This window comes from Rhizobium sp. Rhizsp42 (assembly GCF_047304155.1).
Classification (GTDB): Bacteria; Pseudomonadota; Alphaproteobacteria; order Rhizobiales; family Rhizobiaceae; genus Rhizobium.
In genome coordinates this window covers 80,452-92,760 of sequence record NZ_JBGLYS010000002.1, presented here as the reverse complement: position 1 = coordinate 92,760, position 12,309 = coordinate 80,452, and the positions used below count along the sequence as shown (strand labels likewise).

General features: G+C 60.5%; 9 protein-coding genes. 1 reads left to right on the top strand and 8 read right to left on the bottom strand.

Annotation, left to right across the window (positions count from 1 at the left end; translation table 11 throughout):
- Positions 1-48 precede the first annotated feature (48 nt).
- Positions 49-1,185, bottom strand: a complete 1,137-nt coding sequence (gene cyoA / locus ACCD05_RS03190) for a ubiquinol oxidase subunit II (RefSeq protein ID WP_112949406.1) — start codon at positions 1,183-1,185, stop codon at positions 49-51.
- 386 nt (positions 1,186-1,571) lie between these two features.
- Between cyoA and ACCD05_RS03185 the strand changes: the two genes are divergently transcribed.
- Positions 1,572-2,903, top strand: a complete 1,332-nt coding sequence (locus ACCD05_RS03185; protein ID WP_112949405.1) for an MFS transporter — start codon at positions 1,572-1,574, stop codon at positions 2,901-2,903.
- Positions 2,904-2,986: 83 nt separating this feature from the next.
- Here the strand turns inward: ACCD05_RS03185 and ACCD05_RS03180 are convergent, their stop codons facing one another.
- The 7 genes from ACCD05_RS03180 to ACCD05_RS03150 all read right to left on the bottom strand — a co-directional run bounded on the left by ACCD05_RS03180 (position 2,987) and on the right by ACCD05_RS03150 (position 12,308).
- The gene (locus tag ACCD05_RS03180; RefSeq protein ID WP_018901196.1) at positions 2,987-3,454 is read right to left on the bottom strand and encodes a cyclic nucleotide-binding domain-containing protein; all 468 of its coding nucleotides are present in this window, start codon (positions 3,452-3,454) and stop codon (positions 2,987-2,989) included.
- Positions 3,455-3,548: 94 nt separating this feature from the next.
- Complete coding sequence (locus ACCD05_RS03175; RefSeq protein WP_112949404.1) at positions 3,549-6,263, bottom strand: ABC transporter ATP-binding protein; 2,715 nt, start codon at positions 6,261-6,263, stop codon at positions 3,549-3,551.
- A gap of 185 nt (positions 6,264-6,448) precedes the next feature.
- Complete coding sequence (locus ACCD05_RS03170; RefSeq protein WP_112949403.1) at positions 6,449-7,588, bottom strand: glycosyltransferase; 1,140 nt, start codon at positions 7,586-7,588, stop codon at positions 6,449-6,451.
- On the bottom strand, positions 7,585-8,832 hold the full coding sequence (locus ACCD05_RS03165) for a glycosyltransferase (protein WP_112949402.1): 1,248 nt from the start codon (positions 8,830-8,832) through the stop codon (positions 7,585-7,587). Before ACCD05_RS03165 ends, ACCD05_RS03170 begins: the two co-directional genes overlap by 4 nt.
- Before the next feature lie 11 nt (positions 8,833-8,843).
- The gene (locus ACCD05_RS03160) at positions 8,844-10,052 is read right to left on the bottom strand and encodes a glycosyltransferase family protein (protein ID WP_047504158.1); all 1,209 of its coding nucleotides are present in this window, start codon (positions 10,050-10,052) and stop codon (positions 8,844-8,846) included.
- Positions 10,053-10,137: 85 nt separating this feature from the next.
- Positions 10,138-11,310, bottom strand: coding sequence for an ABC transporter permease (locus tag ACCD05_RS03155; protein ID WP_162717986.1), 1,173 nt, complete (start codon positions 11,308-11,310; stop codon positions 10,138-10,140).
- Positions 11,310-12,308 carry an ABC transporter permease gene (locus ACCD05_RS03150; protein ID WP_047504155.1) on the bottom strand — a complete coding sequence of 333 codons (999 nt, stop codon included), beginning with the start codon at positions 12,306-12,308 and terminating at the stop codon, positions 11,310-11,312. The genes ACCD05_RS03155 and ACCD05_RS03150 overlap by 1 nt, the downstream gene beginning before the upstream one ends.
- Between the last annotated feature and the right edge of the window lies 1 nt (position 12,309).

Sequence of the window (12,309 nt, the reverse complement as noted above, 5' to 3'; positions counted from 1 at the left end):
GAGTAACCCGTTCATTGGTGTCTTTTAGACGCAAAGCGCCAGGTTGAATTATTTGGTCGCAGCAGGCGCGCTCGCGTCGGACGACGGCATGGTATGGCCGTCGTGCTGCATGGTCGAACCGGACATGGTCATGCCGGGCATGTTTTCCATGTTGTCGGCGCCATGGGCGGGGGCATCGCCTGCGGCAGCTGGCTCGGGAAGGTGGATGCCGTCGATCGGCTCACCGTCGAATTTCAGCTTGTCGCGGTTCTCATGGCTTTCCTTGCCGGCGCCGCCCATCATGTCGATGTGCATCATTTCGCTCATGCACATTTTGCCAGGGGTGGCGCACATGTTCAGGATCGCGGTGTAGAGATCCTTGTCGGCAGTGGCGAAGTAGCGAACCGGCTCGCGCTCGCTCGGACGTTCGAGCTTGAGATAGGCGTCGCGGTTCAGCGCGGTGCCCTGGTTCTTGACCTGAGCCACCCAGCTTTCGAAGCCCTGCTGGTTCATGCCGTGGAACTTGAAGCGCATGTGGGAGAAGCCAGCGCCGCTATAGTTCGCGGAGAAACCGTCGTACACGCCTTCCTTGTTGATGACGGCGTGCAGCTTGGTCTGCATACCGGGCATCGCGTAGATCTGGCCAGCGAGTGCGGGGATATAGAACGAGTTCATCACTGACGACGCGGTGATCTCGAAGTTGATCGGAACGTCGACCGGAGCCGCCAGTTCGTTGACGGTTGCGATGCCCAGTTCCGGGTAGAAGAACAGCCATTTCCAGTCGAGAGCGACGACCTGGACGGTCAGGGGCTTTACGTCGGCGGGAATCGTGCGCTCCGCGTCGATGCGGTCGAGCGGACGATACGGATCGAGCTTGTGCGTGGTGATCCAGGTGATCGCACCAAGCACGATGATGATCGCGAGCGGAGCGGACCAGATGACCACTTCGAGACGCGTGGAATGATGCCATTCCGGATCATACGTGGCGGAGGTGTTCGACTGGCGGTAGCGCCAGGCGAAAAACAGCGTCAGACAAATCACCGGGATGATGATCAACAGCATCAGCAGGACTGATACGATGATCAGGTCTCGCTGTTGCATGGCGATATCGCCGGAAGGCGACATGACCACCAGGTTACATCCTGCGAGCATGAAAAACAGCGGCAGAATGACGAGATGGCGGGAAAACTTTGACAGCTTTTGCACGTCGTTATTGCTCTTTTTGTTTCGTCCGATCCGCGACTAAAGCACTATAACTTGTAGCAACATGAGGTGTTTGGTCGCAGCGCAGCAGAATTGCCGCAGTGCGGGATACGACGGAGCGCGTGCGATGTCAAAAACTTGAAGCGGCGAAAAGAGGCATTTTTTGCACGCCGCCGCATTCGTGCAACTATATATCCCAGAAAGGCCCTTCGACCACCGTTCAGGGTCTTATTTTAGCGCTCACGCGCACATTTCTTCACGCGGCGCTAATTTTCGAAGGCGGTCATAAACTATTTCTGCATTCCACCCTTGATAAGCACGACAGTTAGTTCAAAATCTTACCTGAGACGCTTTGCCGCAAGCGTCTTAACGAGGGAGGCGTTTTGAATATGGCTACTGTGACTAACTATGGTCCTTCGTCCACGTCCATGGAACGTGACGCGAGACAAATTCATGCTGATAAGCCGGTTTCGCCGGGCAGCATTGCAATCGGTGTCGTCATTGGACGCACATCCGAATTCTTTGATTTTTTCGTCTACGGGCTGGCCTCGGTGCTGGTCTTTCCGCAGCTTGTCTTTCCGTTCGCGCCGGACAGGTTGACAGCAACACTTTATTCCTTTGCGATCTTTTCGCTTGCATTCCTGGCACGTCCCGTCGGCTCGGTGGTCTTCATGACGATCGACCGCCTGTATGGCCGCGGCACCAAGCTCACCATCGCCCTTTTCCTGCTCGGAGGATCCACCGCATCCATTGCGTTCCTGCCGGGTTATAATGAGATCGGCGTCTGGTCGATTGCGCTTCTGGCGCTGTTCCGATTGGGGCAGGGTTTCGCGCTCGGGGGCGCATGGGACGGCCTGGCGTCGCTCTTGGCGCTGAACGCGCCAAAGAATCACCGCGGCTGGTACGCGATGATCCCGCAGCTCGGCGCGCCCATCGGCTTTGCGCTGGCAAGCCTGCTGTTCGGCTATTTCGTCGCCAATCTGTCGTCGGAGGACTTCCTCAGCTGGGGCTGGCGCTATCCGTTCTTCGTTGCTTTCGCCATCAACGTCGTCGCGCTCTTTGCGCGCCTTCGCCTGGTAATGACGAAGGAATTCGGCACGGCGCTGGAACAGCATGAGCTCGAAGCAGCACCCATTCGCGACGTCGTGCGCATCCATGGCCGTGACATCCTGATCGGCGCCTTCGTGCCGCTTGCAAGCTTCGCGATGTTCCACCTCGTCACCATCTTCCCGCTTGGCTGGATGAGTCTTTACGGCGATCAGCCGATCGGCGCCTTCATGCTGGTGCAGACGGTCGGCGCCATGGTGGGCATCTTGGCGATCATCGCGTCCGGCCTGATGGCTGACCGTATCGGCCGTCGCGGACAGCTTGCGGTGTGCGCAGTGCTGATCGCGATCTTCAGCTTCGTCGGTCCGATCATGCTGGGCTCGGGCTCGAATGGCCACGATGCCTTCGTGATCATCGGTTTCGGCGTTCTCGGCCTGTCTTTCGGCCAAGCCACGGGCTCGATCTCGTCGCGCTTCGGCCGGGGATATCGCTACACCGGCGCGGCGTTCACGTCCGACCTGGCCTGGCTCGTCGGCGCCGGCTTCGCGCCGCTCGTGGCACTGAGCCTGTCCAGCCGCTTCGGCCTGACCTTCGTTGGCTACTACCTGCTGTCGGGTGCCATCTGTACGCTGGCCGCCCTGGCCTTCAGCCGAGCGCTCGAGCAGCGTGACTGATTGATTGACGCAACAGAGAAAGCCCGCCTGAACTGACGTTCGGGCGGGCTTTTTGCGTTTCCGTATAGGCTGAAAGAGGTGGCCTAGTTCACCGGCTCCGGCTTCTTTGCAGCGCGGGCGGCGGTCAGTTCGGCGGTCGTGTGGTTCAGGCGGTCCGCGAGGACGCGCATGATCTCGACAGCCATCTCGGGAAAGTCGCTAAGCAGCTTCAGGAAATGCTCCTTGCTGATGCGCAGCACCTCAAGCGCCGACGTGGCGCGAACGGTTGCGGTACGGGACACGTCGCAGAGGATGGCGATCTCGCCGACGATGGAATTGGGATCAACATCGGCGACCTTGATGTCGCCAGCGGGCGAGCGAACAAGAATGTCGGCTGTTCCCGAGAGCACCACATAGGCTGCGTCGCCCGGGTCGCCTTGTCGGAACAGATCCTGACCGGCGCTATATGTCATGCGGTCCGAGGTGAAGGCCAAAAGTTTGAGCTTGGCTGGTGCAATCCGTGAAAAGATCGGCACGCGCCGCAGCATCTCGACTTCGTCTCTAAGCAGCATGAGCTTATTTTCTCCCTGCGCGCTCGTGGCGCGCTTGCTAGAATGACGTGCGTCCTTTTTGGCAGGACGTCACTTTTGTAGCCCCTGTAGAATATTACGATAACAGTTCCTTGAACATCCCGTTCTGTTCGGAAAGTTCCGGAAAATTGCCGGCCTCGACTAGGCTTCCGCGGTCGAAAAGCAGGATTCGATCGAAAAGCGCGGCCAGTCTAGCGTTCGACAGAACCCAGACGATCGCCGGCCGCTCGCCCTCGTGATGCAGCTCGTTGACGAGGTTGTTGGTGATCTGATCCTGCACGCGCTGGTCCAACGCCGACAGCGGCCGGTTGAGAATGATGTAGTCGGAACGCCTGAGCAGCGTTCGTGCCAGGTTCAGCTTCTGGCGCTGAACCATCGTCAACCGCTTGCCGCCAGAGCCGACGTCGAACTCCAGCCCGATCGACAGCACATCATCGAAGAGATCGAGCGTCTCGAAGAGGCCGACCATGATCGAGCGGATACTCTCGGACGCGTCGGCACGCTGGTAGGCGATACGACCGAACAGGACGTTGTCCATCAGGCTTGCCGACGAAATAAAATGCTCGGGGTCGTAGCGCTCGATGACGGCCGCCAGATCATCCGGAATATTCTCGTGGAACTGCTTGCGCGCGCTGACGATCTTGGCCGTCAGCTCGTCGGTCAGTAGACCGAAGCGGTGGCGGGGTTCGATATAGGCGAAGCTCAACCGGATGATGGCCGAGCGTTCTTCCGGTGTGGCGTCGTCGAACTTCCGGCTGCTGAGCTTCTGCAACAGCGCCTGATAGGTCGGAATGTCGTCCGCCGTCATGAAGGTCAGCTGTTGGAAGAACGGGTGGTCCGGCGGCAGGTCGTGGAAGAGTTCGACCGCGTTCTCGGCGATTTCCAGGCCCATGGCGTAGAGGTCGTTGCTCAGTCCCGTTTCGCGGAACAGCGTCTGGAAATAGGGATGCGCCGCCAGGCGCCTGTTGTTCATGATCGGCCGTTTCATCGAGCCGAAAAGCAGGTTCTCGCCGACGGTCGCCTGCGCGTTGTAGCTATCGAAGTCGAAGGGAACGACAATGTTGCCGAGTTCCGACTGCTGCATTTTCTCGCGCAGCGCGGCGCGCAGATCGACGATATGCTCTGCAAGCTTGGTGTGGACGTGCGTGTCGACCGTCGAGCGCAGCGCGAGGTCGAGAATGTCCTCGGTGATCAGCACGGCGTCGAGAGCCGGGCGCATGGCCGTCAGGATGTCGCCCGGGCCGGTGGCGCCGGCTGCGCGATAATCCACCCAGTCGCTGTTCGGATCGAGCGTCGGGTTGCCGGCCTTGATCGCTTCGGCGGCATGCCATTTCGCTTCCTGGGCCGTCTGCTCGTCGTATTCGGGATCCTTCAGCGGCGCGTGCTTCAGGCCATAAAGAAGGTTGTCGCGCAGCGTTCCCTGGAAGAAGTAGAGATCGGACGAGGCATAGGAAATCCGACGGCCCGAAACCGATTCCGGCAGTTCCAGCAGGTCCTTTCCGTCGATGGTGATACGGCCCGAGTTGGGCCAAACCACACGGCCGAGCGCCTCGGCGAAGGCTTCCGCGCCGCTCGAATTGGGGCCGACGACAGCGACCGTCTCGTTCGGCTTGATTTCGACGGAGACGTGATCGATGAGCTTGGCGCCGCTGTCGTCGCTGACGGCAAGGTTGGTAACGATGATGGGTGCCGCCAAAGCGGCGACATCTTCGATGGCAACCTTGTGGATGCTGTCGTCGATCAACGGCTCGACATTGAACTGCTCGTAGACCTGCTGGTACTTGACCTGCACGTCCTGGCGCATCTGGTCCCAGTCGATCAGCTCCTTCAGCGGCCCCGGCAGGTCCTTGTAGGCGCTGATGACAGCCACCAGCTGCCCGATATCGAGCCGGCCCTGAAGCGCCAGATAGCCGCCGATCGCGTAGAACAGGAACGGGGTGACCTGCGCCAGGAAGTTGTTCAGGAACTTGACCAGGAACTTCCACTGATAGAGATCGTAGCGGATCGAGAAGATGAGCCCGAGCCGCGCGGCGATGTCGGCGCGTTCGAGGTTCGATGTGTCGTTGCCGTGGATCGTGCCGATGCCATCGACGATCTCGCCGACGCGGCCGGACAGCTCGCGTGCTGTCAGCTGGCGCTGGCGACCGAGTTCCAGCAAGCGCTTGCGCATACGGGGAATGACGACGGCCTGAACACCGACGATCGCAGCGGCGATCATGCCTAGCCAGAAGTTCTGCACGATGATGAAGGCGAGCGCCGTCAGTGCCTGGCCGCCAAGTAGGGCAGGCGAAACGAAGGCGTCCCCGGTGAAGCCGCCCATGGGCTCCACTTCGTCCTTGATCATGGTGGCGATTTCAGCGGACTTCACGCGCTTGAAGTGATTGGGCGGGAAACGCAGAACACGGTCGATCAGCTGAAAGCGGATACGCCGCAGCATGCGCTCGCCGAGCCGGCCCTTGTAGGTGTTGATGTAGAACTTGAAGAGACCGTTGAGCACCACGAGCGCCAGGAAAACCAGGCTGAGCGCCATCAGCATCTGCTCGCGGCCGAGCTGGATGCCCTGAAAGATCTCCACCTTTCCGATCAGCGGAAACGTGTAGGACAGATGCATGAAGGTCTGCGTGGCGCCTTCACCCTCGAAGCCGGAGCCCTGAATAGGTCCGTTAACGATCTGCTTCGGCAGGTCGAACGACAGGAAGTAGGGCACCATAGAGAGCGCGACGACCGCCAGAATCCAAAGCTGCTGCAGCCGCGTGTTCGACCAGATGTAGCGCGCGAGGCTTTTTTCCATTGCTAACCGTCGATTGTCTGGAAAATTTGAGACATCAATCCTGCACGAGAGGGCGGTGGTACCGAGAACAGGATCATGCTACCGGATCGCTCAATAAAAACAACGCGAAGAGACGTGTATTGCTGGACGCCGATTCACGCGAGAGTCTGTTTTATATCACATGATTTTCATAAAGGGCGAGAGTTTCACGCGAGCATAGCGCGAATGATTTCGGCCGTTCGTCTCGCGCCTTCAAGGTCGATATTGAGATCGGCTGTGCGACGCTTGGGAGCCGCGAGCGCTGCGCTCACTGCCGCCGCCACATGATCCGCCGTCAGCCCCTTTTCGGGCAACAACTCGGCCAATCCGAGCTTGGCAAGCCGCTCGGCCCTGACGGTCTGCTCCGTCTCTCCACCGGCCACGAACGGGATCAGGATCGGACGGCAATCGGTTCGCATGAGGTCGCCCACCGTGTTGTAGCCAGCCTGCGAAATGGAAACGCGCGCGGCACCGAGCAGCGAGGGGAAATCCTTACGGAACCGGACGAGCGTGACATTGGATGGGATCGCTTGCGATAATGTCGCGAAATCCGTCTCCGGCAGGTTCGGGCCGCTGATCAGCAGCCAGCGCAGATCGGCCGGCAGCATCGTCGCGGCTTCGCCGGCTGCATTCAGTAGATCCATCCCAACCGCGCCGCCGCCGGCGGAGGCGATGATGTCAAACGTCTCCGATGCCTGCTCAGGCGGAGGCGGCGCGACGATCCCGGTGTAGGAGACCTTGTCGGCGATATCCGCCGTCAGCGGGAATGTGTCCTCGAGGCGAACGAAATCGGGGTCGCCGTGAACGAGCACGCCGTCGAAATGCGCCTGCACAAGGCCCACGGTCTCAGCGTCGCGCCCCGCCTTGCGGTTCTCCTGCAAGATGTCGCGCACGGAGCTCAAGAGCTTCGGTCGTGGGCTCGACGCTTCGATCGCTTCGATGAGCGGCAGAAGTTCGAAGCGCATCTGCCTGCGTCCAAACGGAAAAGCCTCGATGATGACGACGTCGGGCCGCGCATTGTGAAACGCCTGAAGCAGCAGGTCGCGTCGCTGGTCGAGGAAGTCTTGGTCAACGGCAACGCCCCGTTCATCGGCGAGCCCGGAGAAGCCGGCATTGCTGGCCACCACCGGCGGCAATGCCACCGTCTTCAAGCCGGCCGCAGGAAAGCCCGCGACCGGCAGGCCGCCGGTCACGACAGTCACATCGAAGCCGTCATTCTGCAGGGCATTGGCGATGCGGCTTGCGCGCGCGATGTGGCCTATGCCGAGAAGATGCTGAACGTAGAAGAAGACCCTCGGAGCGCTCATGATGCTTTCTGCCACTCCTGTTGGAACAACTGGCTGAGCTGAACGATGCTGGCATTGTAGTCGAAATGGCTGCGCACGCGCGTCTCGGCGGCGTCGCCCAACCTTTGACGCAAGGCGGGATCGCGAATGGCTGTCTCGAGCGCCTTCGCCAGCGCTTGGGGATCGTCGGGCTCAACCAGCAGCCCATTCTCACCATCGACCAGCAGCTCGGGCACACCGGACACGGAGGTGGAAATGCAGGGCAGACGCTGGCTGGATGCCTCGACGAGAACGTTCGGCAACCCGTCGCGATCGCCATTGGCAGCGATGCGGCAGGCAAGCGCGAAGAGATCGGCGCGGCGATAGTGATCGAGTACGTCTTCCTGGGCGAGAGCGCCCTTCCAGGTGATGCGCTCGGAGAGCTTGAGTTCGCTCGCCAGCGCCTTCAGCTTCGCCAGTTCATCGCCGCCGCCGATATGCTCGAAGCGCCAGTTCAGATCGCTGGGCAGCAGCGCCATCGCGCGCAGCAAGGTGTCGTAGCCCTTCTTCTCCACCGCGCGCCCGACGCTGAGCAGAAAGACGGGCTTCGTCGGGTCGCTGCCATCCTGGCCGGATCGCTCGCCTGCGAAATGGCCGAAGCGCGCGAGATCGAGGCCGTGATAGCTTAGATGCACCGCGTCCTTGCGGGATGTCAGCGTGCGCATGTGCTGGTAGCCATTGCGGGTGCAGGTTACCGCCCAGCGGGCGCTGGAAAGCTTTTCCGTCAGCTCCCAGTCGGGCGATGTCCAGATGTCCTTGGCATGGGCCGAGCAGGTCCACGGCACGCCGGTCAAAAGGCTCGCATATTCGGTGACCGAGGCCGGCGTGTGGATGAAGTGCGCGTGCAGCCACTCTCCGCCGTCGGGCCATTCATGGGCGAGCACCATTGCCTGGCCGAGCCGGCGAAAGCGATTGCGCGAGATATCACGCGGCAGGTCCTTTAAAAAACGCTTCATCAGTGCGCCGAAGCCCGGCTTCCTGAAGCTGGCAAACAGCCCCTTCATCACCCTGAGCGGCTCTTCGTGGAGATATTCCGGCAGGTAGACGACGCGGGCCTTGATCTCGTCATGGACGGGATGGCGCTTCTTGTCAGTCGGGCGGCGCATGGAGATCAAGGTCAGGTCGAAACCGGCCTTTTCAAGCCCCAGCAATTCCTGCGCGATGAAGGTTTCCGAAAGGCGCGGATAGCCCTTCAGGACGACAAGCAATTTCCGGCGTGGCGGCAATGATGCGACTTTCACTCGGCGCCGACGACGGAAAGGTGGCGGCCACGGTTGTCGAGCCAGCTGCCGACTGTCTCGGAGATATGGTTGAGGCCCTCAAGCCGCATGTTGGATCCGCTCATTGAGGGCGGCTGGCGGTGTGGCAGGCGCTTCAGCGCGTCTGCCATGACGGCGGCGTCGGCCGATGCTTCCGGCAGAAGCATTTCGACGAGCCCAAGGTCGCTGGCGCGCTGCGCGCGCAACAACTGCTCTTCGCGCGGCTTGACGCGGGGCACGATCAGCGCCGGCTTGTCGAAGGAGAGGATTTCGCAATAGGTGTTGTAGCCGCCCATCGCCACCACGCCAGCGGCGCCGGCGATCAGCTCTTCCATGTTGTTGTCGAACTCGATCACCTGGATATAGGGGATCTTCGATCCCTTCTGCACCAGCGTCGTTCGTTCGGCCGCAGGCATATAGGGACCGAGCACGACCAGCGCCTTTTGCTGCAGGGTCGGGTCCTGCTCATAGGCATTCATCACGTCGTGGACCAGATCGGAGCCATCGCCGCCGCCGCCTGTCGTGACGAGAATATAATCGTCGCTGCGGGCATTGATCGAGGTCTTGTTGGCCGAAACGCTGCGCTGCAGGAAGCCGACGAAGTCCATCTTGCGCCGAACACTGGCGGGCACATCGAGGCCGACAAGCGGGTCATAGAAATCAGGCGGGCCATAGACCCAGATCGAATCGTAATACTGATCGATCTTCTGCATCACGCCGTTCTTCTTCCACTCGGCGTCGAGCAGGTGAGGGGCGTCCATGATCTCGCGGAGGCCGAGCACCAGTGTCGTGCCGCGCGCCTTCAGATAGTTGAGCGTCTCCTCGACCTCGCCCTTCAGCCCCATCGGCTCCTTGTCGACGATGAAGATGTCGGGTTGGAACGTCTCGGCCGTGTGGCGGATGATCGATTCACGCATCTTCAGCGTATCCTGAAGATCGATATGGCTTGCCATCGACGTGTATTCGCCGTTGCGCAGCTTGATGACGCTCGGGACCTTTACGAAGTCGACGCGGGCGCGATAGTCGAAGGCACCGGCGATCGTCGCGCCTGAGATGATCAGGATGTTCAGGCCGCGATAATCCTCGACCAGGGCATGCGCGATGGTGCGACAGCGGCGCAGATGGCCGAGCCCGAACGTGTCGTGGCTATACATGAGGATGCGTGCGTCTTCCAGGCGCCGGGCCATGGACATTCCTTCCGGGCTATACATCATCTAGCACCGCCGCTTTCAACGACGCTTGCGACGGATCACGGTGGATCGCCGCAGGCCGTTATTTGTAGGGATCAGCCGCATCGCGCAACCCGTCTCCCAGAAAGTTGAACGCCAAAATCACCAAGACCACAGGTATAATCGGGAAAAGCAACCACGGATAGAACGCAATAACACTTACGCTCTTGGCTTCCGTCAGCAGAATGCCCCAGCTGGTTATCGGCGGACGCAGGCCAAGCCCGAGGAAGCTCAGCGCGGTCTCGCCCAGGATCATGCTCGGAATGGAAATTGTTGCCGAGGCGATCAGGTGCGACATGAAGCCCGGCACGAGATGCCGCCCTATCACGCGCGAAGTGCTGGCGCCCATCAGCTGCGCAGCCTGCACATAATCCTCCTCACGCAATGCCAGCAGCTTGGAGCGCACGGCGCGCGCCAGACCGGTCCAGTCGATAATGCCGAGAATGATGGTGATGCCGAAATAGATGACAAGCGGGCTCCACGTCACCGGCATGATCGCCGCCAGCGCCATCCACAGCGGCAGGCTCGGGAGAGATTGCAGCACTTCGATCAGGCGTTGCACGATCAGGTCGAACACGCCGCCACGATAGCCCGCAAGGCCGCCGATGACGATGCCAAGGCAGAAGCTGATCGAGATACCGATCAGGCCGATCGTCAGCGATATGCGAGCGCCGTAGAGAATGCGCGAAAGCACGTCGCGCCCCAGCCGGTCGGTCCCGAGCAGAAACATCTGTCCGCCCTCGGCAGGGCAGACCATATGCAGGTTCGAATCGAACACGCCCCAGAACTTGTAGGCGTCGCCGCGGCAGAAGAAGCGGATCGGCTGCACATCATCTGGCTTGTCGCTGTAGAGCCGGTGCAGCGTGTCCATATCCAGCGACATGGTGCGGCCATAGACGAACGGGCCGACGAACTTGCCGTCATTGAAAAAGTGCACACGCTGCGGCGGAGAGTGGATGAAATCGACGTTCTTGGTGTGCAGCCCGTAGGGCGCCACGAATTCCACGACGATGATCATCAGGTAGACGGCGATCAGGAATACCGCCGAGGCCAGCGCCAGGCGGTGCTGCTTGAACTTCCACCACATCAGCTGCTTTTGCGAAGCCAGGTGGATGCGCGATTGCGCCGCCGTCATGGTTTCGGTCGCCATCGGATCGAACGGCGCGGTCGAGACATAGTGCGGCATCGGTGCGCCGGGTGGGGGCAAGGGCGACATTATTTGGTGCTCCTGCCTTGGAGGCGAATACGCGGGTCGAGGAAGCCGAGGGCGATGTCCGATATCAGCACGCCGATGACATTCAGGAAGGCCAGAAACATCAGGAACGAGCCGGCGAGATACATGTCCTGGCTCTGCAGCGCCTTGATCAGCATCGGGCCGGTGGTCTCAAGCGACAGCACGATCGCGACAATTTCCGCGCCCGATATGATCGAAGGCAGGATCGAGCCGATATCGGCGACGAAGAAGTTCAGCGCCATGCGCAGCGGATATTTGAGCAGTGCGCGCAATGGATGAAGACCCTTGGCGCGCGCAGTCACCACATATTGCTTCTGCATCTCATCGAGCAGATTGGCGCGCAGCCGCCGGATCATGCCTGCGGTGCCCGCTGTGCCGACGATGATCACGGGGATCCACAGATGCGAGAGGATCGATCTCGCCTTTTCCCAGCTCATCGGCTCTGCGAGATATTTCTGGTCCATCAAGTGGCCAATCGAAACCCCGAACCAGATGTTGGCGAAATACATGAGGATCAACGCCAGCATGAAGTTCGGAATGGCGATGCCGAGCAGGCCGAACAGCGTCAGGCCGTAATCGCCCCAGCTATACTGATGGGTCGCGGAATAGATGCCGATCGGAAAGGCGATCAGCCAGGTCAAAAGGATAGTCGCGAAAGAGACCAGAATGGTCAACCACAGCCGGTCGCCCACCACTTCGGAGACCGGGAGCTGGTATTCGAACGAATAGCCGAAGTCGCCATGCAGCATGCCGCCGACCCAGTAGAAATAGCGGACCACGGCCGGCTTGTCGAAACCGTACTGTTTCCTGAGTTCCTCGATCTCCTGCAGGTTGGCGTTCTCGCCCTGCGCGCGCAATTCGGCGATCTGGCTTTCGAAGAAGTCGCCAGGTGGCAGTTCGATGATGGTGAAGACCAGCGCCGAGATGATGAACAGCGTGGGCACCATGGCGGCGATGCGCCAGAGGATATATCTCAACATC

Excerpts from the sequence above, each read along its gene's own strand:
- ACCD05_RS03185 (WP_112949405.1), top strand. The coding sequence starts at position 1,572 with ATGGCTACTGTGACTAACTATGGTCCTTCGTCCACGTCCATGGAACGT.
- ACCD05_RS03180 (WP_018901196.1), bottom strand. The coding sequence starts at position 3,454 with ATGCTGCTTAGAGACGAAGTCGAGATGCTGCGGCGCGTGCCGATCTTT.
- ACCD05_RS03175 (WP_112949404.1), bottom strand. The coding sequence starts at position 6,263 with ATGGAAAAAAGCCTCGCGCGCTACATCTGGTCGAACACGCGGCTGCAG.
- ACCD05_RS03170 (WP_112949403.1), bottom strand. The coding sequence starts at position 7,588 with ATGAGCGCTCCGAGGGTCTTCTTCTACGTTCAGCATCTTCTCGGCATA.
- ACCD05_RS03160 (WP_047504158.1), bottom strand. The coding sequence starts at position 10,052 with ATGGCCCGGCGCCTGGAAGACGCACGCATCCTCATGTATAGCCACGAC.
- ACCD05_RS03155 (WP_162717986.1), bottom strand. The coding sequence starts at position 11,310 with ATGTCGCCCTTGCCCCCACCCGGCGCACCGATGCCGCACTATGTCTCG.
- ACCD05_RS03150 (WP_047504155.1), bottom strand. The coding sequence starts at position 12,308 with ATGTTGAGATATATCCTCTGGCGCATCGCCGCCATGGTGCCCACGCTG.